The organism is Paraburkholderia ribeironis (genome assembly GCF_900019265.1).
Classification (GTDB): Bacteria; Pseudomonadota; Gammaproteobacteria; order Burkholderiales; family Burkholderiaceae; genus Paraburkholderia; species Paraburkholderia ribeironis.
In genome coordinates this window covers 44,136-69,176 of the sequence record NZ_CYGX02000023.1, presented here as the reverse complement: position 1 = coordinate 69,176, position 25,041 = coordinate 44,136, and the positions used below count along the sequence as shown (strand labels likewise).

Here is a 25,041-nt window from a genome sequence, read left to right as displayed (position 1 = left end):
AGCCAAGGACGGTGCCTGGACGTTCTGCACAATGGTCATGCACAGCGCCATTACGTGTCCGCGCAATCCGGTGTTGCGATGCCAGCCGATGGCTTGCCGCGCTCGCGCGCAGGTTTGCCGGTCGGCGGGTATGCTGCTGCTTTTCGTGAAAGGGGAGCAGACATGGCGGAAATCGCGGTGGTCGCAATCTCGGTGGCGAAGCCGGGCTATGAAGAGCAACTGCGGCAGGCGCTCGAGGGCATTGTCGGGCCGACGCGCAAGGAACCGGGCGCGCTTCAGTACGATCTGCACCGGGACGTGCAGGAGCCGCGCCGGTTTGTGTTTGTCGAGCGGTGGGAGAGTCGGGAAGCGCTGGCGGCGCATGCGAAATCCGCGCACATCGACGCTTACAGGAAAGCCGTGGCGGACTGGGTCGAGCACGCGGAAATTCGCGTCGTCTCGAAGATCGCGTAAGCGCTGGGGTTAGCGCCCGAAGCGGCGCCCGGTGAGTCGAGCTGATGAGTCGAGCCGGTGAGCGCCGTGAGGCCGCATGCGGCCCCTGCGGTGCTCGCCGTTGATCCTGAAGTGCAGTGTCAGTGGGCGGCTTGCGGGACGTCGAGGATCAGGATGATGGTCCAGTCGGCGTCGCCGTCGTGGTGGTACTGGCGTTCCGCGACGATAAAGGGTTGCTGCTTGCCGTCCGGGCCGAGAAACAGCACGTCGCCTTCCATCGGCAGGCATTCGACGGGCGGCAGCGCGAGGAACGCTTCCTGACCGCCGCGCGGCATCAGTTTTTCAATTTTGCGAGATGCTGCTTCTGTCCATTCGATATCTAGCTGGATGTTGCTCATGCTGTCCTCCGCACCAGGGTGCGCACAGGTTAGGGGAGTCCGGCGGGGCGCCGGTCGGTGCGCGACTTTAGCATACCGAAAGCCGCGCGCCGCGGGCTCGGCGCAGTCTGCCGGAACTGCGCGGGCGCCAGGCTGCGCGCGAGGCCGCCGAACCTTTGGCGCGCCTTGCGGTGAACCGTCGCGAGTCTTGTGCACGTGCTCTTGCACGTCGCTTTTTGCGCTCCATTAGACAACAAAAAAGCCGAAGCCGGCATCGCCGGCTTCGGCTTTTGACCCTTGCGGCCAGGCCGCCGGGTGCGCTTCTCAGCTCTGCTTACGAATTCGACGCCTCGGGCTTCTTCTGATGGTGCGGCGACATCTTGTGGTGCTTCGGCTGCATGGCCGGCGCACTTTCCATCGTCTGCTGACGGTTTTGCAATTCCTGCGCACGCTGTTCGACGTCGGCCGCCTTGGCCGGATCGGTGCTCATCGTAATGCCTTGGTCTTGCGCATACGCCGCGCCCGTTACTGCACTAAGGGAAACCAGGATTGCCAGGGACACTTTCTTCATCGTTACCTCCGTAGAGTGGTTGTGGACCCGAGTATTGCCTGTCCAGTTGGAAGACTATCCATTCTAGCCAGCAATTTCCTCTCCAGTAGACCGCTTTGTAACCGCAGTAACCATTTGTTACATCTGGTCGTTATTCGCTGATCGTGGGTTGCCTGAAAGAATTCGCACGTCTAAATAAAACACGCCGCGTTTCGCTCTGACTTTTCAGAACCATCCGATCGCGCAATAGACATGAAATTGCGCAATCCCAAGCAATTCGTGCAGTGCGATTTCCGCGTTCACCAGATTGTCATAGCGTGGCAGTACACCCAGATGTGGGTGTCGCACGCCCGCAATCAACGGCTGCGGCTCGATGCCGAAGCGGTGGAAGTCAAGCAGGGCGCGCGGCATCTGGTACGCGGAGGTCACGAGTATCAAAGCGTCGTAATGTGACTGGCCGACGATGACCGACACGTTGCGCGCGTTTTCATACGTCGTGCGGCTGCTGTCTTCCAGAACGATGTCGGCGCGCGCAACCCGCTGGCGCAGCAGGTAGGGCAGATAGGTCTCGGCTTCGGTCGCGGGATGCCGCTGTGGATTGCCGCCACTCACGATCACCTGGCAGGTGGCCGCCGTCTGCTTGCATGCGGCGTAGTTGTCCGCACTCACTTTTATGCGCGATAGCACGTCACGCGGCGGCACGAGTTCGTGGTGGTGGTTGTAGATGGTGCCGCCGCCCAGCAGGATGATCGCAGTGCGCGGCGCAAAGACGGCCGGTGCCGGACTCTGCTGGCGCGGCTGCGCGAGCTCCAGTAGCGGCGCGGTCAGCCAGCCGGCGGAGAGCAGCCAGAACAGGACGACCATGCACAGGGTGAGGGGGCGGCGGGCGCGCTTCCCTAGCACGATTGCTGCAAAAAAAAGCGCTAATAAAGTGAATAGAATCAATTTAAATGGGGTAACGTATGTCTTTCGGGACAAATCTACGGGCCCGCCATCGCGCCACGGCGGTTGCATCGCCGGCCCATAGACAGAACGCTAGCATGTCGTTCAAACGGGGGTTCCGGAATCGAGACCAGGCAGCACCTGGCGGAAATCAGCTGTTCAGCTGTTCCAGATGCAGCGAGCTTCCGGCCAAAGACGGGTGCTTCGCGCGTCACTGGTGGCGCGGTGACGTGTTGGGCATAGATGTGTCATGGCTGCACTTTAAGAAAGAAGTGAGATGAACACGTATTCCAACGAAGCGGTACTTGAAGCGCTGCGGCGAGCGCAATATCGCCAGGTCCCATGGGCCAGAAGGCCGGGTGTTTTCCAATATCTTCGCTCACTAGGCTTGATGGACACCGTTCGGCAGCGCACCGTCGCGCCGGCACCGGGCTTTCATGCACCTGTCGACATCGCCGTGCTCACCGAACGAGGCAGAGCCGAGTTCGCGCGGCTCGCGCACGACGAGCGTCTGCTCAGTTGGACCGCACAGCGAATGAACGACTACGTCGTTGCCGCAGCCGACGTGCGGACTACCGCGGCGCTCGAAGTCCGGTCTTAGGCGGGCTCGCGGCTGGCGCTGTTATGCCGGTTGCTGTAGCGGGCTGGCGTCGATTTTGTGCTCCTGTTATTGGTGAGTTGGCCGGCGTCCTGTGCGTCGGCGGTCACCTTCGCGCGAAAAAAAAGCCCGTATCGCGAGGATACGGGCATACCGGAATTACTACTGCCACGCTGTGCTAATGGCGTTAAATCAGACCGGTATGGCGCCGGGTGGTTCCCGTCATGCGTGGACAATGATGATTCGTTACACCGTAGCCGCCACTCGGGGCTCGCAGCCGGCCACCGCAGACCGACGCACAACCAGCCTGGGACGCGACGCGCAAACACATGCGTCCCGGGCAATTCCGCTCACCATACCTGCCAGCTGACGACCCGCTAACTAACTAACGACGCCGCGTCGGGTCCTCACGTGGCGCCTCCGGGCGCGCTCGCACGTTGCTCGCGATATCGCCGCGCAAATCACCTCGAGGTGCCGGCGGCGCGAAGTCATGATTGCGTCGTTCGCTTTGCTGCCAGGCTTCGACGGTAGCCGGGCGGTCCGGCCGCCAGTTCCACGCCTGTTGGCGCTGCTGGGCAAGCGCCGGTGCGGCCATGGATGAAATCACAATGCCGCACAGAAGCAGTGACATTGCTTTCATGCTGAGCTCCCGTCAAGCCAATCGACTCAAGGCCTGTTTGCATACGCATAAAGGTATGCCCAGCCGCGAAAGCACGCTGTAAGTAATAGTAAATGGATGTTTCACCAGCGACGAATGCGCTGTTTCAGGCGTCTACGCACGGCGCGAGACGATGGCCGGCGTGCCGGGGAAGAGACAGGCGCATTGAGTGCGCCTGACAGCGGTACCCACGACGGGTTAGCGAGTGCCGACAGCCCGCCCGGTAGCCCGGATATGGACCGGGCGCCCGCAGGCGCCCGGAAGCAGAACAATTCGCGTCAGGCCATCTTGACCGGCGCGCGCCACGATTCGGGATTAGTCCAGAACGCGCCGCGCAGGCGGTCGCGGCTCGGCGGTGCCGGCGGTTTCGCGGCCGTCGCGCCAATGCGCCCGCGCAGCGAAATTTCACGGCCGCTCGTGCCGAGTCGCTTCACTATTTCGGCGAGCGTGCCATCGGCTTGCCACTCGTCGAAGCGGCGGCGGCAAGTCGGCGGTGACGGATAGCGGCCGGGCAGCTTGGACCAGCCTTCGCCGGTCGACAGCACCCAAAGCACCGCATTGACCACCGCGCGTGCTTCGACGCGCGGCCGACCACGCCGTTCGCTCCGCGCAGGCTCCGCACAGAACAACGCTTCGACCAGCGCCCACTCGTTGTCTCTCAAATCGTCGAACAGCATCATGTTTCACCTCAGCGAAGCTAACTCCGGTGCGCTGCCCCGCGCCGCGCACTCTCCATGCACTCGATAGGCGAGTGCCAAGGGGGGCGGGCTTGCCACGGTCTGCTATTCAGTCAGAAGTCATGGCGCCAACCCTGTGTGCACGTTAATGCAGAAAGTGTGCCAATTCGATTCCGACCGCGTGAAAGCCCGTGACGGCGGGCCAGCGCGGGCGCTAGCTAGGGGCGTATAAGAATCCAAAAAGCCGATCGGGAAAATCGGGACAATCACCAATCCTGTGCAATCAGGCCCGGCTGGCGTGCGTTCGCGCCCTTTTGCTGCATCGCAACGAAGACGCCAACGGCAGCCGCTGGACCGCTTTTGGCATACAATCCCGCATCAAATGAGACTATTAATGAGATAAATAAATGAACGTAACGCTGCGTCAGCTAAGGGTTTTCATCGAGGTCGCGCGCTTGCAAAGTTTCAGCCGGGCCGGCGATGAAATCGGCCTGACGCAATCTGCGGTGAGTCGCTGCGTGCGCGAGCTCGAGGGCGAAATCGGCCTGAAACTGATCGATCGCACCACGCGTGAGGTGCAGCTCACGGACGTCGGCGGCAACCTGGTGTCGAGCGTGTCGCGTCTGCTGTCGGATCTCGACGACGCGCTGCGCGAAATCCGTGAAATCGGCGAACAGCGCCGCGGCCGCGTGATCGTGGCTGCCAGCCCGACAGTGGCCTGCCGGCTGATGCCGCGCGTGGTGGCGGCATGTGTGCGGAAATTTCCGTACATCACGCTCGGTTTGCGCGACGACGTACAGAGTGACGTGATGCGCAAGGTCAAGTCAGGTGAGGTTGACTTCGGTGTGATCATCGGCCCGTTTTCCGCCGACGATCTGCTCAGCGAATCGCTGATGACGGATTCGTTCTGCGTCGTCTCCCGCGATGACCACCCGCTGGCGGCGCGCGAACAGGTGGCGTGGACCGATCTCGACGGGCAGCAACTCGTGATGCTCGACTACGCGTCGGGTAGCCGGCCGATCATCGACGCCGTGATGCAGGAGTACGACGTGAACGCCACCGTAGTGCAGGAGCTGGGGCACTCGGCGACCGTTTTCGGGCTGGTCGAGGCGGGTGTCGGCGTGAGCGTGCTGCCGTGGCTGGCTTTACCGCCGCCGGCGGGCGCGTCTCTGGTGGCGCGGCCACTCGTGCCGCGCGCCGAGCGCAGGGTCGAACTGGTGCGGCGGCGCGATCGCTCGCTGTCGCCCGCGGCCGAGGCCGTGTGGGACTTGATCCGGCAGTTGCCGGCGCGGGCGGAGGACTTGAGCTAGTTTCGCAGGCGCGCTGAATCCAGCCGACACAATGCATCGCTGCGCCGCGGTTCGCAACGGGCTGCCGAGGTTGCCGCTGCGGCCGCAAACAGCGAGGCTTGACGCGCCGCCCCCGGCCTTGCCGGCCGCACCGGGCACGGCATCGGGCTGCCGGGGTTGTCGCTGCGGCCGCAAACAACCAGGCTTGATGCGCCGCACCTGCCGCACCTGCCGCACCATCCGCACCATCCGCACCATCCGCACCATCCGCACCGGCCGCGCCAGCCGGCAGGTTTGCCGGCCCCAAAACAGGCGCCGCGCTAAACTAGCGGCTTCGCTGCGCGTCAGCTTCTCTCTTTCATCCGCCTGGAATCCTCGATGAGCGAATCGGACCTGCCTGTGCCCTCCATCCCGAACGCGCGTGACGCCGTGCGCGCGCTGCGTCCGTCGCAAATCCGCGAAGTCGCCAACGCCGGTTTCGGGGTCGACGACGTGCTGCCGTTCTGGTTCGGCGAGTCCGACCGGGTCACGCCGGCTTTCATCCGCGACGCCGCCAGCGCCGCACTGACCGCCGGGGCGACGTTCTATACGCACAACCTGGGCATCGCCCCGCTGCGTGAGGCGCTCGCCAGCTATGTCAGCGAACTGCATGGCGCCACTTCGCCGGATCACGTCGCGGTAACGAGCGCGGGCGTCAATGCGCTGATGCTCGCCGCGCAACTGGTGGTGGGCGCCGGTGACCGGGTCGTCGCGGTGACGCCGTTGTGGCCGAATCTGGTCGAGATTCCGAAGATTCTGGGCGCGCATGTCGAAACGGTTGCGTTGGGCTATGGCGAACGCGGCTGGCAGCTCGATGTCGAGCAATTGCTGACGGCGCTAACGCCCGCCACGAAAATGCTGATGATCAACTCGCCGAACAATCCGACCGGCTGGGTGATGAGCCGCGACGATCAGCGCACGGTGCTCGAGCATTGCCGGCGTCACGGCATCTGGATCGTCGCCGACGAAGTCTACGAGCGTCTCTATTACGCGGACGGCGCCGTCATGGCGGACGGCGCGCGTGCGCGCACCGCACCGTCGTTTCTCGATCTGGCCGCACGCGACGAACGCGTGATCTGCGTGAACTCGTTCTCGAAGGCGTGGCTGATGACCGGCTGGCGGCTCGGCTGGATCGTGGCGCCCACCGCGTTGATGGACGATCTGGCCAAGCTGGTCGAGTACAACACCTCATGCGCGCCGTCGTTCGTCCAGCAGGCGGGCATCGTGGCGGTCCAGCAGGGCGAGCGTTTCACGCAGGAACTGGTGCGCGATCTGAGGGCGTCGCGCGACCATCTGGTGCGCGCGTTGTCGGCGGTGCCGGGTGTCGATGTCAAGGCGCCGTCCGGTGCGATGTACCTGTTCTTTACGATGCCAGGTGCCGCGCGCAGCCTCGAGTTATGCAAGGCGATGGTGCGCGAAGTGGGGCTGGGTCTCGCGCCCGGCAGCGCGTTCGGTCCGCAGGGTGAGGGTTTCGTGCGCTGGTGCTATGCCTGCGATACCGCACGGCTGGATGCGGGTGTCGAGCGTCTGAAGCGGTTTCTGGCGCAGCACGGAACGGTTTGATGCCCGTTGGCGGAGAAAGCGGTCGGTAAAACGGTTGAAAAGCACGGCCCACAAGTGCGGCCCAAAAGCGCTGCCCAAAAGCGCTGCCCAAAAGCGCTGCCCAAAAGTGCGGCCGAAAAGCTTGTTGCAAATCAGCGTTTCAGCAAAGTTACGTTCGCTTTTCCACTCGGGCGAGTCGGCTGGAGCGCGGCCAGAAAATGCGCGCGGGATTTCGTCTTTACGCACCGGTCGTTTTTGCGTAATATGGCGCTCAGTCACGCGATTCCTTCCGGGATTATCGCTGCTCCGTCCGGCTGGGTTTGGCTCGATAGTCTGTTTCGCCTCCCCCCGGCGCGTGCTCCCATCAATATGACCGATCAGAATCGGGCGAGCGCGTCTTCAGTTCCATATCGTCTGTTTGATCCGGTTCTTTGACCACAGGGTCTGACCTAGCTGCATGAATACCCAAGAGGCGAAGATCGTCCTCGAGACTGCCTTGATCTGCGCGCAGGAGCCATTAAAGCTTGGCGAATTGCGCAAGCTCTTTGCCGACGGCGTGTCGGCAGACACCGTTCGGACTTTGCTCGAAGACCTGAGGCAGGATTGGTCTGGGCGCGGTGTGGAGCTGGTCGGGCTGGCGTCGGGCTGGCGGTTTCAAAGCAAGCCCGCGATGCGTTCGTATCTGGATCGCTTGCATCCAGAAAAGCCGCCGAAATATTCGCGTGCGGTACTCGAAACGCTCGCGATCATTGCCTACCGGCAACCGGTGACGCGCGGCGATATTGAAGAGATTCGCGGTGTTACGGTGAACACGCAGGTCGTCAAGCAGCTCGAGGATCGCGGTTGGATCGAAGTGATCGGCCATCGTGACGTGCCGGGTCGCCCGGCGCTGTACGCAACGACGCGACAGTTTCTCGACGACCTCCGCCTGACGGCGCTCGACGAGTTGCCGCCGCTTGCTGACCCGTCGGCGCAGTTGAACGCGGATCTGCTCGGCCAGCATGCGATCGAGTTCGCTGACGTCGGGCCTGCGCAGGTGCAGGCTTCGGATCAGGAACACGCGTCGCCGGAGCAGGCGGAAGCGGCGCAGCCGGCGCAAGCCGCTGGCGTGGAAGCGGCCGAAGCCGAAGCCGTGGATTGGGCCGCGCGGATCGAGCCCGCGCCGACGCCGCATCCGGACGCGATCGACGCACAAGCAACACAGGACGCACCGGCCGCACAGGAACAAGCCGAAACGGCACACGCAGTACCGCAGACCGGCATCGCCGGGTCCGCACAGCATCACGATCCGGTCTCCCAGACCGATCCGGCAGCACCCGCGCACGACTCGGGCGTACTTCGCAGCAGGGAGCACGCGGCCGAGCCGAACCCGACCACGGCGGCGCATGGCGATCCTGAAGATCGTCGCGATGCCGCGCAGGACGCAGGCATTCTGACCGACGACGAACCCGAGTCGCGCAGCGCCTGACGTAACCGAATTTTTTTGCCGCGCCCGCAATGGGCGCGCGACCTGACATTTTGAGGTTGTTTTGACACATACCCACGACACCGATTCGTCCGAATCCGAGCGCGCCGTGCCGTCGGCGCGGGCCGACGAAGCGCGCTCCACGCAAGCGTCGGCAGGCGAGGGCGAGCGCCCGGCGCAGACCACGGAAACTGAGGGTGAAGACCGTCCGCGCCGCGGCCTGCGTCGCGGACCACGCAGCCTGATCGCGCGGCGCCGCGCTGGAGCGAAGGCGAAGGGCGCCGAAGGCGCGCCCGCACAAGGGGCGCCGGTTGTCACCGAGGCGCCGCCGGACGGCGAGGTGGTTGCGCAGGTGCGCACACCGCGCAAGGATGCGGGCGCCAAGGGGCAAGGCGCGCGACGCAATGCCAATGCGGGCGGTGCGAAGCGTGAGGGCGGTCAGCGTGAGCGTCAGCCGCGCGAAGGCGGCCAGCGCCAGAACCGCCGCGGCGGCGAAGCGGCGGCAGCGGCAGTTACGGAAGGCGGTCAGGACGATCTGTTTTCATACGTGACCTCGCCCGCGTTCGATGCGGACAACAGCGCGACCGGCGGCGTGCGCGCGCCGATGCTGCGTCGTGGCAAGGCGGCTGCGCCCAAGCGCGTGCTGGCGGCGGACGACGACGCACCGAAGCTGCATAAAGTGCTGGCCGAAGCGGGCATGGGCTCGCGCCGCGACATGGAAGAGCTGATCGTCGCCGGGCGCGTCTCGGTGAACGGCGAGCCGGCCCACATCGGCCAGCGCATCATGCCGACCGACCAGGTTCGCATCAACGGCAAGCCGGTCAAGCGCAAGCTGGCCAGCAAGCCGCCACGCGTGCTGCTGTACCACAAACCGACCGGCGAAATCGTCAGCCACGCCGACCCGGAAGGCCGTCCCTCGGTATTCGACAAGCTGCCGCCGATGAAAACCGCCAAGTGGCTTGCAGTGGGCCGCCTCGACTTCAACACCGAAGGTCTGCTGATGCTGACCACATCGGGCGATCTGGCGAACCGGTTCATGCATCCGCGTTATAGCGTTGAGCGTGAGTACGCGGTGCGAGTGGTCGGTGAACTGGCTGAAGGTATGCGTCAGAAGCTGCTGCATGGCGTCGAACTGGAAGACGGTCCGGCGAATTTCCTGCGCATCCGCGACGGTGGTGGCGAAGGCACCAATCACTGGTATCACGTCGCGCTCGCCGAAGGGCGCAACCGCGAGGTGCGCCGCATGTTCGAAGCGGCCGGCCTGATGGTCAGCCGCCTGATCCGCACGCGTCACGGCCCGATCTCGCTGCCGAGGGGCCTCAAACGTGGCCGCTGGGAAGAGCTCGAAGACAATCAGGTGCGCGCGCTGATGGCGTCGGTCGGCCTGAAGGCACCGACCGAAGAGCGCGGCAGCCGCAACGCGGCGCCGGAGCGCAAGCAGCCCGATCCAATGCAAACCTCGATGGGCTTCATCGGCCGCGAACCGGTGTTGATGTCGCACAGCCGTTTCGACCAGCAGCAGCCGCGTGGCCAAGGTCGTCGCGGCGCGGCAGGCGGCGGCTTCGGCGGCGCGGGGGGTGGTTTCGGCGGTGGCTACGGCAATCGTGGCGCCGGTGGTATCGGTGGTGCGGCTGGCCCGCGTGGCGCCGGTGGTATCGGTGGTGCGGCTGGCCCGCGTGGCGGCCGTGATGTCGATGGCAATCGCGCGCCGTCGGCCGGTGGCAATCGCGCGGGCGGTGGCGGCAAGCGCGCCGGCGGCAGCGGCGGCAATCGCGCGCCGGGCGGCAACCGTGGTGGCAACGCCAACCGCGCAGGCGGCAATGCCAACCCGGGCGGCGCCAATCGCGGCGGCGGCGCGCCGCGCGGCCGCTCGCGTGGCCGTTAAGCAGCAAAGTCGGAGGGACGCGGCGGTTGGGCGTTGATCGTTTAGCGATTTTCGCAAGCCGCCGTCAGCCCGGTCGATCAACGCTGCGGTTTCAGGCACCGCATGAAATCGTGTGATAGCTGAAGCTGAGGCGGGTGAATTTGCACCGCTTGTCCAGTGCCGGCCGCAGGCCACTCAAGCCACCTTGCAAAAGGCGGCAGCGGCGCCAGACGAGTGGCAAGATTCCCGTCAAATCAAGCGGAAATGCGCTTTGCGCGGCGTTCTGCGGATTGCGTTTGTCCTGAAAAATGGCTACAATCGCGCAGTCGCTGGGCGTGCGGCTTTTCATGTGCGGCTCAGGTGCGACCACCGGTAATAAGATGATGGGCGTTTAGCCCATTTTTTTTTGCCGCTCAGTTCATCGTGGTTTGGCATCTCGGGTTCGCACGAACGTGCGCCGGCTTGGCGCGCGGCCCGCATTGGTTGTTTGCAAAACAGGCGGCAGGCTCGCTGCGCGAACATCTAAGAGGGCACTGTGCAACTGACGGAACTGATTGAAACCACGGTCGTGGGACTCGGCTACGAGCTCGTCGATCTCGAGCGCACCGGGCGCGGTATGTTGTGCATTTATATCGACCAGCCGGCCGGCATCGCGATCGAAGACTGCGAGAAAGTCACGCGTCAGCTCCAGCACGTTCTGACGGTCGAAAATATCGATTACGAGCGGCTTGAAGTGTCGTCGCCGGGTCTCGACCGCCCGCTGAAAAAACTGGCGGATTTCGAACGCTTCGCGGGCAGCGAAGCGGTCATCACATTGAAAAAGCCATTGGACGGACGGAAATCGTACCGGGGCATCCTGCATGCTCCGCAAGGCGAGACGATCGGTCTGGAATTTGAAGGGAAGGAAGGCGCCGCGATGCTCGATTTCACGCTCGCGGACATGGACAAGGCACGCCTCGTTCCGAAAGTTGACTTTAGGAGCCGCAAACAATGAGTCGCGAAGTGTTGATGCTGGTGGATGCGCTGGCACGCGAGAAGAATGTCGACAAAGACGTGGTATTTGCCGCGCTCGAAGCGGCTCTCGCTTCGGCCTCCAAGAAACTCTTCGAAGAGGATGCGGACATCCGCGTCCATATCGACCGTGAAAGCGGCGAGCACGAAACGTTTCGCCGCTGGAAGGTGGTGCCGGACGAAGCCGGCCTGCAGGAGCCGGATCAGGAAATCCTGCTGTTCGAAGCACGCGAGCAGCAACCCAGCATCCAGCTCGACGAGTACATCGAAGAGCCGGTGCCGTCGATCGAATTCGGCCGTATCGGTGCGCAGGCCGCCAAGCAGGTGATCCTGCAGAAGGTGCGCGACGCCGAGCGCGAGCAGATCCTGAACGACTTCCTCGAGCGCGGCGAGCACATCATGACCGGCTCGGTGAAGCGTCTGGACAAGGGCAACTTCATCGTCGAATCGGGCCGCGTCGAAGCGCTGTTGCGGCGCGATCAGCTGATTCCGAAGGAAAACCTGCGGGTGGGCGACCGCGTGCGCGCGTACATTGCGAAGGTCGATCGCACCGCGCGCGGTCCGCAGATCGAACTGTCGCGTACGGCGCCGGAATTCCTGATGAAGCTGTTCGAGATGGAAGTGCCGGAAATCGAACAGGGCCTGCTGGAAATCAAGGCGGCGGCGCGCGATCCGGGCGTGCGTGCGAAGATCGGCGTGATCGCGTACGACAAACGCATCGACCCGATCGGCACCTGCGTCGGCATTCGCGGTTCGCGCGTGCAGGCGGTGCGTAACGAGCTCGGTGGCGAAAACGTCGACATCGTGCTATGGTCGGAAGATCCCGCACAGTTCGTGATCGGCGCGCTCGCGCCGGCTGCCGTCCAGTCGATCGTCGTCGATGAAGAAAAGCACTCCATGGACGTCGTCGTCGACGAAAACGAGCTGGCGGTCGCGATCGGCCGCAGCGGCCAGAACGTGCGTCTCGCCAGCGAACTCACCGGCTGGCAGATCAACATCATGACGCCGGACGAATCTGCGCAGAAGCAGAATCAGGAACGCGGTGTATTGCGCGACCTGTTCATGGCGCGTCTCGATGTCGACGAGGAAGTCGCCGACATCCTGATCGACGAAGGCTTCACGAGCCTCGAAGAGATCGCTTATGTGCCGCTCAACGAAATGCTCGAAATCGAGGCATTCGACGAAGACACCGTTCACGAACTGCGTAATCGCTCGCGCGACGCGCTGTTGACGCTGGCGATCGCGAATGAAGAAAAGGTCGAAAATGTGGCGCTCGACCTGAAGAGCCTGGACGGCATGGACGCCGACCTGCTCGCGAAGCTGGCCGAACACCAGGTCCAGACGCGCGACGAACTTGCCGAGCTGGCTGTGGATGAGTTGGTCGAGATGACCGGAATGGAAGAGGATGCCGCTAAGGCGTTGATCATGAAAGCACGTGAACACTGGTTCCAGTGAGAAATGACCATGGCGCACTAAATTGAACGCGGCCGTCAGGCCGCATGACCCGATGCTAACCGCAAGGAATCGGTCCTTGCATTAAGAGGAATGAATGGCGAGTAACAACGTAGCCCAATTTGCCGCGGAACTGAAAATGCCTGCAGGCGTGCTGCTCGAGCAGCTGCAGGCGGCGGGCGTCCAGAAAGCGAGCGAAGACGACAACCTGTCCGAGGCGGACAAGGCGCGTCTGCTCGACCACTTGCGTAAGTCGCATGGCTCGAACGATGCCGACAAGCGCAAGATCACGCTGACGCGCCGGCATACGTCGGAGATCAAACAGTCCGACGCGACGGGCAAAGCTCGCACCATTCAGGTCGAGGTGCGCAAGAAGCGCACTTTCGTCCGCCGCGACGAAACCTCGGCTGAGGGCGGGGATGCATCGAATCATGCGGCCGAAGGCGTCGAGGTCGACGATCTCGAACTGCAGCGTCGTGAAGAGGAAGCGCGTCATGAAGCGGAGCTGCTCGAAAAGCAGGCTCAGGAGCTGAAGGCGCGTCAGGAACAACTCGAACGCGAAGAAGCCGAGCGTCAGGCGCGCGAGCAGGCCGCCGAAGCCGAGCGTCGTCGTGCGGAAGAAGAAGCGGCGAAAAAGCGTGCAGCGGCTGCAGCCGAAGCGGCCGCCCGCGAGAAGACCTTGCAGGCAGCGCAAGTCGCGCAGCCGGTGGCCGCGAAGGCCGAACCGGCGGCTGCCCGGATCGCCGAGCCGGCGGTTGTCAAGGAAAGCGAGCAGGACGAACGCGCAGCCGCGGAACGTGCTGCGCAGCGCGAAGCTGCGAAGAAGGCAGAAGATGCAGCGCGTCAGGCTGCCGAGAAGGCGCGCGCCGAGCAGGAAGAAATCGCCCGGCGCCGTGCAGCGGCAGAAGCCGAAGCGCGCGCAATTCGCGAAATGATGAGCACGCCGCGCAAGGCGCAGGTCAAGGCGCCCGAACCGGCACCGAAGCCCGCCGAGCCGGCCAAGGCCGCGGAAGCCAAGGGCACGCTGCACAAGCCGGCCCGTCCGGCAGGCGAAGCGCCGGCGCGTCCGGCTGCGAAGAAGCCGGCTGCGGCGGCTCCGGCTGCCACGACCACGCCGCCCGCCGGCGACAAGAAGAAGCCGGGCGGCGGCAAGGGCGGCTGGCAGGACGACGCAGCCAAGCGCCGCGGTATCAAGACGCGTGGCGACTCGAGCGGTGGTGTCGATCGCGGCTGGCGCGGTGGCCCGAAGGGTCGCGGCAAGCATCAGGAGCAGAGCACCACGTTCCAGGCACCGACCGAACCGATCGTGCGTGAAGTGCACGTGCCGGAAACCATCACGGTCGCTGATCTGGCGCACAAGATGGCGGTGAAGGCTTCGGAAGTCATCAAGGTGATGATGAAGCTCGGCCAGATGGTCACGATCAACCAGATGCTGGACCAGGAAACGGCGATGATCATCGTCGAGGAACTGGGCCACCACGCCGTTGCGGCCAAGCTGGACGATCCGGAAGCAATGCTGGTCGAAGGCGAGGTTTCCGATGCGGAAGCACTGCCGCGTCCGCCTGTCGTCACGGTGATGGGTCACGTCGACCACGGCAAGACCTCGCTGCTCGACTATGTACGCCGCGCGAAGGTGGCGGCGGGCGAAGCGGGCGGTATCACGCAGCATATCGGCGCATACCACGTCGAAACGCCGCGTGGCGTGATCACGTTCCTCGACACGCCGGGTCACGAAGCCTTTACGGCGATGCGTGCCCGTGGTGCGAAGGCAACTGACATCGTGATTCTGGTGGTCGCCGCCGACGACGGCGTGATGCCGCAGACGAAGGAAGCGATCGCCCACGCGAAGGCCGGCGGCGTGCCGCTCGTCGTCGCGATCAACAAGATCGACAAGCCGGATGCGAATCCGGAACGTGTGAAGCAGGAACTCGTCGCGGAAGGCGTCGTGCCGGAAGAATACGGCGGCGATTCGCCATTCGTGCCGGTGTCGGCAAAGACCGGTGCGGGCATCGACGATCTGCTCGAAAACGTTCTGCTGCAAGCCGAAGTGCTGGAGCTGAAGGCACCGGTCGAAGCGCCGGCCAAGGGTCTCGTCATCGAAGCGAAGCTCGACAAGGGTAAGGGTCCGGTTGCGACGATCCTGGTCCAGTCGGGTACGCTAAACCGCGGCGACGTGGTGTTGGCAGGCAGCGCTTACGGTCGTGTGCGAGCCATGCTCGACGAAACCAGCAAGCCGACCAGGTCCGCTGGCCCGTCGATCCCGGTCGAAATCCAGGGTCTGTCGGAAGTCCCGCAGGCAGGCGAAGAAGTTATCGTGATGCCGGACGAGCGCAAGGCGCGTGAAGTCGCGCTGTTCCGTCAAGGCAAGTTCCGCGACGTCAAGCTGGCCAAGCAGCAGGCAGCGAAGCTCGAGAACATGCTGGAGCAGATGGGCGAAGGCGAAGTGCAGTACATGCCGCTCATCGTCAAGGCCGACGTGCAGGGTTCGCAGGAAGCGCTGGTGCAGTCGCTGCAGAAGCTTTCCACCGACGAAGTGCGCGTGCAGATCGTGCATGGCGCCGTGGGCGGCATCAGCGAGTCGGACGTCAATCTGGCAACTGCATCGAAGGCGGTCATCATCGGCTTCAACACCCGCGCGGATGCGCAGGCTCGCAAGCTGGCGGAGTCCAACGGCGTCGATATCCGCTACTACAACATCATCTATGACGCAGTAGATGAAGTGAAGGCGGCGATGTCGGGCATGCTGGCGCCGGAGAAGCGCGAAACCGTGACGGGTACGGTCGAAGTGCGGCAGGTCTTCCGCGTGCCGAAGGTCGGCGCGGTGGCCGGCTGTATGGTCACGGACGGTTTCGTCAAGCGCACGTCGTCGGTGCGCGTGCTGCGCAACAACGTCGTTATCTTCACGGGCGAGCTGGATTCGCTCAAGCGCTTCAAGGACGACGTGAAGGAAGTCCGCCAGGGCTTCGAGTGCGGTATGTCGATCAAGAACTTCAACGATATCGTCGAAGGCGATCAGTTTGAGGTCTTCGAGGTCACCGAAGTCGCGCGTACGCTGTAATTCACGCGGCACGGCTCAGCGGGCGGAGCGGGCTTGACGCCCGCTCCGCCCGTTGTTTTTGGGCCCGCCGCTTTGAGCCCGCGGTTTGGCGCCCACCGTTCGTCGAGTGCGGTCAAGCCAGGCTAGAGTGCGCCGCCCGCACGTCGCCACGCCGCGCGAAAAATACACCAGGTTTCGCGCGAACAACTTTTTTGCATCCGTCACCACGGATCACACAACACCATGCCTAAAAAACGTACTTCTCCCAATCGCAACGTGCAGATCGCCGATCAGATCCAGCGCGATCTGTCCGAGCTGCTGCGCGAGGTCAAGGATCCGCGTATCGGCATCGTCACGATCCAGAGCGTCGAACTGACGCCTGACTACGCGCACGCGAAGGTCTATTTCACGACGCTGACCGGCGATCCGCAACAGACCCTCGAGGCGCTCACGCACGCGGCCGGCCATCTGCACAATCAGCTGTTCAAGCGGCTGCATATCCATACCGTGCCGACGCTGCATTTCCATTACGACAAGACGATCGAGCGGGCCGTCGAAATGTCGCGTCTGATCGACGAGGCGAACGCCAATCGTGCGAAAGAGGACTGAGTGCACCGTTAGCCGCGGCGCGCGCTGCAATGCGTGAGTCGCGCAACGCCCGGTACTGTTTTCCGTATTCATCGACGTTCTGGCTTTTCTGACATGACCGCATCTCAACGCCCCCGCGTGCCGCGTCGCACGCTCGACGGCGTACTGTTGCTCGACAAGCCGCTCGGCCTGTCGAGCAACGACGCGCTGATTCGCGCGAAGCGTCTCTACCTGGCAAAAAAGGCGGGCCACACCGGCACGCTCGATCCGCTGGCGACCGGCTTGCTGCCGCTGTGTTTCGGCGAAGCCACCAAGTTTTCGCAGGACCTGCTCGAAGCCGACAAGACCTACGAGGCCACCATGCGCCTCGGCATTCGCACGACCACCGGCGACGCCGAAGGCGAAGCGCTCGACACCCGCGACGTAACGTGCGATGAGGCCGCGGTGCAGGCGGCTTTGCGCCAGTTCGTCGGCGAGATCGTTCAGGTGCCACCGATGTATTCGGCGCTCAAGCGCGACGGCAAGCCGTTGTACGAATACGCGCGGGCCGGTCAGACGGTCGAGCGCGCAGGGCGCCAGGTGACGATTCACGCGCTCGACTTGCTCGCTTGCGCGTTGCCCGACGTGACGTTTCGCGTGACGTGCAGCAAGGGCACGTATGTGCGCACGCTAGCCGAAGACATCGGCGAAGCGCTGGGGTGCGGCGCGCATCTGGTCGCGCTGCGCCGCACTGGCGTCGGCGCGTTGACGCTCGAGCATGCGGTGACGCTCGACGCATTGTCCGATGCGACCGAGAGCGAACGCGACAGCTGGCTGCAACCGGTGGACGCGTTGCTGTCGACGTTCCCGCTCGTACGGTTGAACGAAGACGACACGCGCCGCTTTCTGCACGGTCAGCGCCTGAAGCTTTCTGGCTTGACCCTGTCCGCCGATGCGGCGAACGCGCCGCGCGTCAGGGTGTATGCCGCGGATGGTCGGCTGCTGGGCGTCGCGAAGCAAGGCGAGGGCGTGCTGGCACCGGAGCGGCTGGTGGTGACCACGCAAAGCTAGGTCGCTCGCGCGCCGCTGCGGGTGGAAGCACTTGTGCCCACATTGGCACAGCGTGCCCGGTGTTCAAAAAAAAAGCGGGACCGCTATTCGAGCGGTCCCGCTTTTTTCATATCGCCGATCTTGCAGGCCTGCCGCGCAGTCTCAATGCGCCGCGGCAGCTGCCGCACCCGCATCACCGCCGGCGCGCTCCGGCCGCGTGATCCAGATCAGCGCGATCAGTGCCACGAAGATGCCGGCGGAAACAAAGAACAGATCGTTTACGCCCAATTGTGCGGCCTGCTGCGTCGCCATCGTATTGAACAGACCGTACGCCTGCGATTGGTTGAAGCCCGCCGCGCCCATCTGACGAATCGACTGATCGAACACCGGGTTATATGCATTGGCCTGTTCGGTCAGCTGCGCGTGATGCATGATCGTGCGGTGATCCCATGCGGTCTGGAAAATCGAGGTGCCGATACCGCCGCACATGATGCGCACGAAATTCGACAAGCCCGATGCCGCCGGAATCCGGTTGCCCGGCAAGCCCGACAGCGTGATCGATACGAGCGGGATGAAGAACCCGGCCATGCCGATCCCCTGAATCAGCGTGGGCAGCAGCAGCGAGTATGTGTCGACACCGGTCGTATAACGCGAGCGCAGCCAGAAGCACAACGCGAACACGAGGAATGACAGCGTCGCGATATAGCGCGGATCGGTGCGCGGCAAGATCTTGCCGGTGATCGGCGACAGCAGCACCGCGAACAGGCCGACCGGCGCCATCACCAGCCCGGCTTCGGTCGCCGTATAGCCGATATCGGTTTGCAGCCACAATGGCAGCAGCACGAGGTTGCCGAAGTAGAGTCCGTAGCCGACCGACAGCGCGATCGTGCCGCCCGTAAAATTGCGCCGGCTAAAGAGCGAAAGATCCACCACCGGGTGATCGGCCGTCAATTCCCACACGATGAAGAACGCGAGCGCGATCACCGCGACCAGCGCGAGCACGACGATGGTGGTCGACGCGAACCAGTCGAGGTCCTTGCCCTTGTCGAGCATGATCTGCAGCGAGCCGACCCAGACGATCAGCAGGCCAAGCCCGACACCGTCGATCGGCGCTTTTCTGATTACCGAATCGCGATTGCGGAAGATCATCCATGTCGCCACCGCGGCGATCGCACCGACCGGAATGTTGACGTAGAAGATCCACGGCCACGAGATGTTGTCGGAAATCCAGCCGCCGAGAATCGGCCCGGCCACCGGCGCAATCAGCGTGGTCATTGCCCACATCGATAACGCCATCGGCGCCTTCGCGCGTGGATAGCTGGCGAGCAGCAGCGTTTGCGAGAGCGGGATCATCGGGCCGGCCACCGCGCCTTGCAACACGCGCGACGCCAGCAGAAAGGGCAGGGTCGGCGCGAGGCCGCACAGCCATGACGAGATCACGAACAGCACGATCGACGCCATGAACAGGCGCACCTGGCCGATGCGCTCGGTGAGCCAGCCGGTCAGCGGCACCGAGATCGCGTTGGCGACCGCGAACGAGGTGATCACCCAGGTGCCCTGGTCGGACGACACACCGAGGTCGCCCGAGATCGACGGAATCGACACGTTCGCGATCGACGTGTCGAGCACGTTCATGAACACGGCGAGCGACACCGCGATGGTGCCGATCACCAGTTGCGCGCCCTCGAGCGGCGGATGAGGGACTTGCGCCTGAGCCTGAGCCATTGAGAAAGCCTTCTATGAAGCGTCGCGTGGACGGCTCAGCTCTTCTTCGCGCCGGGCTTCGCGGCGCCGGTCTGCGCCGCCTTCTGCGCGCCGCTGTTCTGGCCGGCGTTCTCTGCGATGATGCGGGCGATTTCCGCGTCGGCTTCGTCGCCGTACTTGTCGAACACGTTGGTCTGGTAGACGGTGTTTGGCGCCTGGCCGAGCTGGCCGCCTTCGCCGTCCTTGATATTGACGTCGGCTTGCATCGACAGGCCGATGCGCAGCGGGTGCTTTTCGAGTTCCTGCGGGTCGAGTGCGACACGCACCGGCAGACGCTGCACCACCTTGATCCAGTTGCCGGTCGCATTTTGCGCCGGCAACAGTGAGAACGCCGAACCCGTGCCCGCCGAGAAGCCGACCACTTTGCCGTGGTACACCACCGACGAACCGTACACGTCAGCTGTCAGTTCGACCGGCTGGCCGATGCGCATGTGCTTGAGCTGCACTTCCTTGAAGTTCGCGTCGACCCACACGGCGCCGAGCGGCACGATCGCCATCAGTGGGGTGCCCGGCGAGACGCGCTGGCCCACTTGCACCGAACGTTTCGCGACATAGCCGGTGACGGGCGCCGGCAGGTTGTTACGCGCGTGGTTCAGGTAGGCGTCGCGGACCTTCGCAGCGGCTGCCTGCACGTTCGGATGGTTCGCGATCGTGGTGTTGGCGGTCAGCGCGCGGTTCGACGCCAGCTGTTGCTGGGCCGCATCGACGGCGGCCTGCGCGCTCTTCACGGCGTCGCGGGCGTGCGAGATTTCTTCCTGCGACACCGCGCCGGTTTGCGCCACCGTCAGACGGCGCTTCAGGTCGTCCTGGGCGCGCGACAGATCGGACTGGCGCAACTCGACTTGCGCCTGGTACTGGTTGTCGTCGGCGAACAGACCGCGCACCTGGCGCACCGTTTGCGCCAGATTCGCTTCGGCCTGTTCGAGCGCGACCCGGGCGTCGGCCGGATCGAGCACGACGAGCGGATCACCGGCCTTGACGGTTTGCGTGTCGTCCGCGTTCACGGCGACGACTGTGCCAGTAACTTGTGGCGTGATCTGCACGACGTTGCCATTCACGTACGCGTCGTCGGTGTCTTCATGGAAGCGCGCGACGAGGAAGTAATACAGACCGTAGGCAACCGCGGCGATCAGGATCACGATGACGAGCAGCGTCATCATGCGCTTGCGTTTGCCATTGTTCGCCGGCTGCGGCGGGGTGGCAGGCTGTTGGGGGGTGGTGCTCATTGATGTGCTCCGGGTTCTCTTGAACGTCGTCGTTTATTCGGGTGTTCGTCAGTTTGCGCAGGTCTGCGGGCAAGCTCCGTGCCGCGCGCTCAGTTCGCCGATACGGTCGCGGCGGTGGCCGACGCCGGCGCGTCGGTCGGCACCACGAGGCCGGTCTGCGTGGCGTCGAAACCGCCGCCGAGCGCCTTGATGAGGCCGATCTGCATGTCGCGGCGGCGCATCTTCAGGCCGGTCACCGTCTGTTCGGCGGCAAGCAGGTTCTGGTCCGCCGTCAGCACCTGCAGCTGAGGCGACAGGCCAGCCTCATAGCGCACCACGGCCAGTTGATACGCCTTGCGCGACGCGTCGAGCGCGCGCTGCGCGTCGCCCGATTGCCGGTCGATCGAGCGGATCGACGACACCTGGGTCGCGACGTCCTGAAGTGCCTTGATCAGCGTGTCGTTGTAGTTCGCCACGTCCAGCTCGAAGTCGGCATAGCGGCCCTTGAGCTGCGCGCGCAGGGCGCCGGCGTCGAAGATCGGCAGGTGAATCGCCGGGCCGAACTGGATCTGGCGGCTCGACGCGGTGAGGAAGCGGCCCCAACCGAACGCGTCGAAACCGAAGCCCGCGGCGAGGTTGACGTCCGGGAAGAACTCGGCTTTCGCTTCCTTCACATCGTGCATCGCGGCTTCCACCTGCCAGCGTGCGGCGACGATATCCGCGCGACGGGCGACGAGGTCGGCCGGAACGTTGTCCGGCAGCACCACCGCATCGCCGACGGTGAGCTTGGGCTCGGCGATCTGCAGACCGCGATCCGGACCCTTGCCGAGCAGCGCACCCAACTGGTAGCGCACCACGGTGATCTGACCGTCGAGGTCCGTCAGGTTCGACTGGCTGGTCGCGATGTTGCCAGCCGCGGTTTGCTTTTCGACGTTGGTGTCGAGGCCCGCCGCCACGCGGCCGTCGGTGATGCGGACGATGTCCTGACGGTTGGCGATTTCGCGCACGGCGATCTCGCGGAACGCATACAACTGCGCGAGCTGGTTGTAGGTGCTCGACACCGCCGCGGCGAGCGTCACGCGCGCCTGCTGCATGTCGGCTTCAGCGGCCTTTTCCTGCGACACGGCCACGCCCAGGCGCTGGCGGTTCTTGCCCCACAGGTCCAGCTCCCACGACGCGCTCGCGAGCACGTTGTTCTCGCTATACCAGGTGCCGCCAAACGGAGGTGGGAAAAGCGCGTTTTCGGAATACAGTTCGCGAGTCCATGAATACTTGGCGTCCACCTTGGGGAACAGCGCCGCGCGCGAGCTCTCGATATACGACGACGCCTTGGCCAGACGCGCCTGCGCCTGGGCAATCGACGGGCTGCCGTCGAGCGCTTCCGCGATCAGGCTGGGCAGTTGCGGGTCGCCGAACTGGTTGGCCCAGTCGAGCGACGGCCAGTGGCCGCCTTCGCGCGGCAGACTCTGCGCGGACTCGTACTGCGCCGGCGACGCGATCTGCTTGTCGCTTTTCACACCGAAGTAGTTCGCGCACCCCGTAAGGGCGAGCGCCGTCACCGCAGCGGCGACAGCGGCCCGGCTCGACAGCGCGGGCGCGGACAGGGAAAGGGATTTCATTGCTCGACTCTTTGAGTGGAATGTAATGGTGGACGCTGCAAGCAATTTCTTACATTTTGCCATCAATACTGCTTGCTGCATCACGGGTGAATCCCGTTTGTTCGCCGGAATTGATGAGCACCCGGCGCAGCATGCTCTTCAGGAAGCCCACTTCCTCGGGCGTGAAACCGCCCAGCAGACTATCCAGCACGCCGGTGAAAATCGCCGGCATTCTCGCTGCGATCGCTTGACCTTCCGGTGTCAACGCGAGACGGACGACGCGCCGGTCTTCGTTGCTGCGCACCCGTGTCAGCAGGCCGCGCTTTTCCAGCCGGTCGATCAGACGCGTGACGGCGCTGGCGTCGATGCCGTATTCACGGGCCAGTTCTGCCGCCAGCAGACATTTGCCGCTTGCCACCATGAACAGGATGCTGCCCTGCTGGCTGGTGATGCCCAACTCGGCCATGCTGCGCTGGGTGACCAGGTTCGACAACGTCGATTTCACTCGCGAGATCAGATAGCCGACGCTTTCGCCTAGCTGATACTCGCAGAGGTTTGGCGTGGGGGTGGGGGGCCGCTCTGTCATGATTCTCATGCGAATGCAATGGTTGACTAGGCAGGATTATAGTCACCGGTTGATTGACACGGCAAGCGTTATTACAGCTTAGGCAAGGATCTTTTCGCCTTCCGGGAAAAAATAGGGCTCGGTCTGTTGCTGGTTGCCCTCGCACCATCGGCGGTTACACGGGCCGCTGGCGCAGTCGCGGCCGGTCTATCAGGGAATACCAGAAAGCTTCATTTCGCCGTGCTATAATGTTGGGTTCCCAAAAGTGCGCTTTGGGCTTGTCGTGGTTTATATCTGTAACGTAACCGGCGTAATGCGACCAAGCTGCAGCAACCAGGCTGCAACAACCAGCAGAAGCAGCCGGCATAAGCAAGCGGTAAGCAAGCGGCGCACTCCAACTGTCTCCAGGTTTCCTATGACCCGCGCCCTACGCAACATCGCCATCATTGCCCACGTCGACCACGGCAAAACCACGCTCGTCGATCAGCTTCTGCGCCAGACCGCCACGTTCCGTGACAACCAGCAAATCGCCGAGCGCGTGATGGACTCGAACGACATCGAAAAGGAGCGTGGCATCACGATCCTGTCGAAAAACTGCGCGGTCGAGTACGAAGGCACCCACATCAACATCGTCGACACCCCCGGCCACGCCGACTTCGGCGGCGAAGTGGAGCGCGTGCTGTCGATGGTCGACTCGGTGCTGCTGCTGGTCGACGCGGTGGAAGGTCCGATGCCGCAAACGCGCTTCGTGACCAAGAAGGCGCTGGCGCTCGGGCTGAAGCCGATCGTCGTGATCAACAAGGTGGACCGCCCGGGCGCGCGGGTGGACTGGGTGATCAACCAGACGTTCGACCTGTTCGACAAGCTGGGGGCGACCGACGAGCAGCTCGACTTCCCGATCGTCTATGCGTCGGGTCTGAATGGTTATGCCGGCCTCGCCGCGGATGTGCGCGAAGGCGATATGCGTCCGCTGTTCGAGGCCATCCTGCAACACGTGCCGGTCCGTCCGGCCGATCCGGACGGTCCGCTGCAACTGCAGATCACGTCGCTCGATTATTCGTCGTATGTCGGCCGCATCGGCGTGGGCCGTATCACGCGCGGCCGCATCAAGCCGGGCATGGCGGTTGCCGTGCGCTCGGGTCCGGACGGCGCGATCCTCAATCGCAAGATCAACCAGGTGCTGTCGTTCAAGGGCCTTGATCGCGTGCTGGTCGACTCGGCTGAAGCCGGCGACATCGTGCTGATCAACGGTATCGAGGAAATCGGTATCGGCGTGACCATCTGCGCGCCGGAACAGCCGGAAGCGTTGCCGATGATCACCGTCGACGAACCCACGCTGACGATGAACTTCCTCGTCAATTCGTCGCCGCTGGCCGGCCGCGAAGGCAAGTTCGTCACGAGCCGCCAGATTCGCGATCGCCTGATGAAGGAGCTGAACCACAACGTGGCGCTGCGCGTGAAGGACACCGGCGACGAAACCACGTTCGAAGTGGCGGGCCGCGGCGAACTGCACCTGACCATCCTCGTGGAAAACATGCGTCGTGAAGGCTACGAGCTGGCCGTGTCGCGTCCGCGCGTGGTGATGCAGGAAGTCGACGGCGTGAAGCACGAGCCGTATGAAAACCTGACCGTCGACATGGAAGACACCCACCAGGGTGGCGTGATGGAAGAGCTGGGTCGCCGCAAGGGCGAAATGCTCGACATGGCGTCGGACGGCCGCGGCCGCACGCGTCTCGAGTACCGTATTTCGGCGCGTGGCCTGATCGGCTTCCAGTCGGAATTCCTCACGCTCACGCGCGGCACGGGCCTGATGAGCCACACGTTCGACTCGTACCAGCCGGTCAAGGAAGGCGCGGTGGGCGAGCGTCGCAACGGCGTGCTGATTTCGCAGGACGACGGCGCGGCGGTTGCCTATGCACTGTGGAAGCTGCAGGATCGCGGCCGCATGTTCGTGTCGCCGGGCGAGGCGCTGTATGAAGGCATGATCATCGGCATTCACAGCCGCGACAACGACCTCGTCGTGAATCCGATCAAGGGCAAGCAGCTCACCAACGTGCGCGCCTCGGGCACCGACGAAGCCGTGCGCCTCGTGCCGCCGGTCCAGCTGTCGCTGGAATACGCGGTTGAATTCATCGACGACGACGAGCTGGTCGAAGTCACGCCGCAATCGATCCGTCTGCGCAAGCGCTACCTGAAGGAACATGAGCGCCGCAGCGCAAGCCGCAAGGGCGCGGTGGACTAAGCAAAGCCCGGTCTGCGCTTCGTCCGGTTGGCGGCGATTCGCAGAGACTGGTAGCGAATCGGTGCGGTATGTTGCAGGCAAAAGCCACCCTCGGGTGGCTTTTGCATTTCCGGGCGT

22 protein-coding genes and 1 pseudogene are annotated in these 25,041 nt (G+C 63.9%); 13 read left to right on the top strand and 10 right to left on the bottom strand.

Annotated features, from left to right (window positions below; translation table 11 throughout):
* The first annotated feature begins 162 nt into the window (after positions 1–162).
* A complete protein-coding gene (locus BN2475_RS11435; protein WP_094779638.1) occupies positions 163–453 on the top strand; it encodes a putative quinol monooxygenase in 291 nt (96 codons plus the stop codon).
* A gap of 119 nt (positions 454–572) precedes the next feature.
* On the opposite strand, the gene BN2475_RS11430 is transcribed toward BN2475_RS11435, so the two are convergent.
* From BN2475_RS11430 to BN2475_RS11420, 3 genes are all read right to left on the bottom strand, one after another.
* The gene (locus BN2475_RS11430; RefSeq protein WP_013339576.1) at positions 573–830 is read right to left on the bottom strand and encodes a hypothetical protein; all 258 of its coding nucleotides are present in this window, start codon (positions 828–830) and stop codon (positions 573–575) included.
* Positions 831–1,143: 313 nt separating this feature from the next.
* Positions 1,144–1,380: a hypothetical protein gene (locus BN2475_RS11425; RefSeq protein ID WP_094779637.1), complete on the bottom strand. Its 237-nt coding sequence runs from the start codon at positions 1,378–1,380 to the stop codon at positions 1,144–1,146.
* A 204-nt stretch (positions 1,381–1,584) separates the two neighbouring features.
* Positions 1,585–2,223, bottom strand: coding sequence for a YdcF family protein (locus BN2475_RS11420; RefSeq protein WP_094779636.1), 639 nt, complete (start codon positions 2,221–2,223; stop codon positions 1,585–1,587).
* A 355-nt stretch (positions 2,224–2,578) separates the two neighbouring features.
* Between BN2475_RS11420 and BN2475_RS11415 the strand changes: the two genes are divergently transcribed.
* Positions 2,579–2,902 carry a hypothetical protein gene (locus tag BN2475_RS11415; protein WP_094779635.1) on the top strand — a complete coding sequence of 108 codons (324 nt, stop codon included), beginning with the start codon at positions 2,579–2,581 and terminating at the stop codon, positions 2,900–2,902.
* A 382-nt stretch (positions 2,903–3,284) separates the two neighbouring features.
* Here the strand turns inward: BN2475_RS11415 and BN2475_RS11410 are convergent, their stop codons facing one another.
* Together BN2475_RS11410 and BN2475_RS11405 are read right to left on the bottom strand one after the other, a co-directional pair.
* Positions 3,285–3,539 carry a hypothetical protein gene (locus tag BN2475_RS11410; protein WP_094779634.1) on the bottom strand — a complete coding sequence of 85 codons (255 nt, stop codon included), beginning with the start codon at positions 3,537–3,539 and terminating at the stop codon, positions 3,285–3,287.
* Between the two features lie 299 nt (positions 3,540–3,838).
* A pseudogene (locus BN2475_RS11405) lies at positions 3,839–4,234 on the bottom strand (transposase); the annotation flags it as partial.
* Between the two features lie 407 nt (positions 4,235–4,641).
* On the opposite strand from BN2475_RS11405, the gene BN2475_RS11400 reads away from it, so the two are divergent.
* The 5 genes from BN2475_RS11400 (at position 4,642) to rluB (ending at position 10,454) form a co-directional block, all read left to right on the top strand.
* Entirely contained in the window at positions 4,642–5,544 is a 903-nt protein-coding gene (locus tag BN2475_RS11400) for a LysR family transcriptional regulator (protein WP_094779633.1), read from the top strand.
* A gap of 357 nt (positions 5,545–5,901) precedes the next feature.
* Entirely contained in the window at positions 5,902–7,125 is a 1,224-nt protein-coding gene (locus tag BN2475_RS11395; protein ID WP_094779632.1) for a pyridoxal phosphate-dependent aminotransferase, read from the top strand.
* Positions 7,126–7,131: 6 nt separating this feature from the next.
* On the top strand, positions 7,132–7,539 hold the full coding sequence (locus tag BN2475_RS33535) for a hypothetical protein (protein WP_143325772.1): 408 nt from the start codon (positions 7,132–7,134) through the stop codon (positions 7,537–7,539).
* A gap of 22 nt (positions 7,540–7,561) precedes the next feature.
* Positions 7,562–8,572, top strand: coding sequence for an SMC-Scp complex subunit ScpB (gene scpB / locus BN2475_RS11390; RefSeq protein WP_094779631.1), 1,011 nt, complete (start codon positions 7,562–7,564; stop codon positions 8,570–8,572).
* 61 nt (positions 8,573–8,633) lie between these two features.
* Positions 8,634–10,454, top strand: coding sequence for a 23S rRNA pseudouridine(2605) synthase RluB (gene rluB / locus BN2475_RS11385; RefSeq protein ID WP_094779630.1), 1,821 nt, complete (start codon positions 8,634–8,636; stop codon positions 10,452–10,454).
* A 91-nt stretch (positions 10,455–10,545) separates the two neighbouring features.
* Here rluB and BN2475_RS11380 read toward each other — a convergent pair whose 3' ends face one another.
* Positions 10,546–10,782 (bottom strand): hypothetical protein, encoded by a 237-nt coding sequence (locus tag BN2475_RS11380; RefSeq protein ID WP_094779629.1) that lies wholly within the window; start codon positions 10,780–10,782, stop codon positions 10,546–10,548.
* A 186-nt stretch (positions 10,783–10,968) separates the two neighbouring features.
* Here BN2475_RS11380 and rimP point away from each other — a divergent pair, with 186 nt between their 5' ends.
* The 5 genes from rimP (at position 10,969) to truB (ending at position 17,571) form a co-directional block, all read left to right on the top strand.
* Positions 10,969–11,427: a ribosome maturation factor RimP gene (rimP, locus tag BN2475_RS11375; protein WP_006052964.1), complete on the top strand. Its 459-nt coding sequence runs from the start codon at positions 10,969–10,971 to the stop codon at positions 11,425–11,427.
* Complete coding sequence (gene nusA, locus BN2475_RS11370) at positions 11,424–12,899, top strand: transcription termination factor NusA (protein ID WP_094779628.1); 1,476 nt, start codon at positions 11,424–11,426, stop codon at positions 12,897–12,899. Before rimP ends, nusA begins: the two co-directional genes overlap by 4 nt.
* A gap of 94 nt (positions 12,900–12,993) precedes the next feature.
* Positions 12,994–15,954: a translation initiation factor IF-2 gene (gene infB, locus BN2475_RS11365; protein ID WP_094779627.1), complete on the top strand. Its 2,961-nt coding sequence runs from the start codon at positions 12,994–12,996 to the stop codon at positions 15,952–15,954.
* Between the two features lie 222 nt (positions 15,955–16,176).
* Positions 16,177–16,542 (top strand): 30S ribosome-binding factor RbfA, encoded by a 366-nt coding sequence (gene rbfA / locus BN2475_RS11360; protein WP_094779626.1) that lies wholly within the window; start codon positions 16,177–16,179, stop codon positions 16,540–16,542.
* Between the two features lie 93 nt (positions 16,543–16,635).
* Positions 16,636–17,571 carry a tRNA pseudouridine(55) synthase TruB gene (gene truB, locus BN2475_RS11355; protein WP_094779625.1) on the top strand — a complete coding sequence of 312 codons (936 nt, stop codon included), beginning with the start codon at positions 16,636–16,638 and terminating at the stop codon, positions 17,569–17,571.
* A 141-nt stretch (positions 17,572–17,712) separates the two neighbouring features.
* Here truB and BN2475_RS11350 read toward each other — a convergent pair whose 3' ends face one another.
* From BN2475_RS11350 to BN2475_RS11335, 4 genes are all read right to left on the bottom strand, one after another.
* Positions 17,713–19,275 carry a DHA2 family efflux MFS transporter permease subunit gene (locus BN2475_RS11350; protein ID WP_094779624.1) on the bottom strand — a complete coding sequence of 521 codons (1,563 nt, stop codon included), beginning with the start codon at positions 19,273–19,275 and terminating at the stop codon, positions 17,713–17,715.
* A 35-nt stretch (positions 19,276–19,310) separates the two neighbouring features.
* Positions 19,311–20,540, bottom strand: coding sequence for an EmrA/EmrK family multidrug efflux transporter periplasmic adaptor subunit (locus BN2475_RS11345; RefSeq protein WP_094779623.1), 1,230 nt, complete (start codon positions 20,538–20,540; stop codon positions 19,311–19,313).
* A gap of 89 nt (positions 20,541–20,629) precedes the next feature.
* Positions 20,630–22,138 (bottom strand): efflux transporter outer membrane subunit, encoded by a 1,509-nt coding sequence (locus BN2475_RS11340; RefSeq protein WP_094779622.1) that lies wholly within the window; start codon positions 22,136–22,138, stop codon positions 20,630–20,632.
* 49 nt (positions 22,139–22,187) lie between these two features.
* Positions 22,188–22,703, bottom strand: a complete 516-nt coding sequence (locus BN2475_RS11335; protein WP_094779621.1) for a MarR family winged helix-turn-helix transcriptional regulator — start codon at positions 22,701–22,703, stop codon at positions 22,188–22,190.
* Positions 22,704–23,097: 394 nt separating this feature from the next.
* Between BN2475_RS11335 and typA the strand changes: the two genes are divergently transcribed.
* On the top strand, positions 23,098–24,924 hold the full coding sequence (typA, locus tag BN2475_RS11330) for a translational GTPase TypA (RefSeq protein WP_094779620.1): 1,827 nt from the start codon (positions 23,098–23,100) through the stop codon (positions 24,922–24,924).
* Positions 24,925–25,041 lie beyond the last annotated feature (117 nt).

Bases quoted from the DNA above. Each gene is read 5' to 3' on its own strand.
- BN2475_RS11435 (WP_094779638.1), top strand. From the start codon at position 163: ATGGCGGAAATCGCGGTGGTCGCAATCTCGGTGGCGAAGCCGGGCTAT.
- BN2475_RS11430 (WP_013339576.1), bottom strand. From the start codon at position 830: ATGAGCAACATCCAGCTAGATATCGAATGGACAGAAGCAGCATCTCGC.
- BN2475_RS11425 (WP_094779637.1), bottom strand. From the start codon at position 1,380: ATGAAGAAAGTGTCCCTGGCAATCCTGGTTTCCCTTAGTGCAGTAACG.
- BN2475_RS11420 (WP_094779636.1), bottom strand. From the start codon at position 2,223: ATGGTCGTCCTGTTCTGGCTGCTCTCCGCCGGCTGGCTGACCGCGCCG.
- BN2475_RS11415 (WP_094779635.1), top strand. From the start codon at position 2,579: ATGAACACGTATTCCAACGAAGCGGTACTTGAAGCGCTGCGGCGAGCG.
- BN2475_RS11410 (WP_094779634.1), bottom strand. From the start codon at position 3,539: ATGAAAGCAATGTCACTGCTTCTGTGCGGCATTGTGATTTCATCCATG.
- BN2475_RS11400 (WP_094779633.1), top strand. From the start codon at position 4,642: ATGAACGTAACGCTGCGTCAGCTAAGGGTTTTCATCGAGGTCGCGCGC.
- BN2475_RS11395 (WP_094779632.1), top strand. From the start codon at position 5,902: ATGAGCGAATCGGACCTGCCTGTGCCCTCCATCCCGAACGCGCGTGAC.
- scpB (WP_094779631.1), top strand. From the start codon at position 7,562: ATGAATACCCAAGAGGCGAAGATCGTCCTCGAGACTGCCTTGATCTGC.
- BN2475_RS11380 (WP_094779629.1), bottom strand. From the start codon at position 10,782: ATGAAAAGCCGCACGCCCAGCGACTGCGCGATTGTAGCCATTTTTCAG.
- nusA (WP_094779628.1), top strand. From the start codon at position 11,424: ATGAGTCGCGAAGTGTTGATGCTGGTGGATGCGCTGGCACGCGAGAAG.
- infB (WP_094779627.1), top strand. From the start codon at position 12,994: ATGGCGAGTAACAACGTAGCCCAATTTGCCGCGGAACTGAAAATGCCT.
- rbfA (WP_094779626.1), top strand. From the start codon at position 16,177: ATGCCTAAAAAACGTACTTCTCCCAATCGCAACGTGCAGATCGCCGAT.
- truB (WP_094779625.1), top strand. From the start codon at position 16,636: ATGACCGCATCTCAACGCCCCCGCGTGCCGCGTCGCACGCTCGACGGC.
- BN2475_RS11350 (WP_094779624.1), bottom strand. From the start codon at position 19,275: ATGGCTCAGGCTCAGGCGCAAGTCCCTCATCCGCCGCTCGAGGGCGCG.
- BN2475_RS11345 (WP_094779623.1), bottom strand. From the start codon at position 20,540: ATGAGCACCACCCCCCAACAGCCTGCCACCCCGCCGCAGCCGGCGAAC.
- BN2475_RS11340 (WP_094779622.1), bottom strand. From the start codon at position 22,138: ATGAAATCCCTTTCCCTGTCCGCGCCCGCGCTGTCGAGCCGGGCCGCT.
- BN2475_RS11335 (WP_094779621.1), bottom strand. From the start codon at position 22,703: ATGACAGAGCGGCCCCCCACCCCCACGCCAAACCTCTGCGAGTATCAG.
- typA (WP_094779620.1), top strand. From the start codon at position 23,098: ATGACCCGCGCCCTACGCAACATCGCCATCATTGCCCACGTCGACCAC.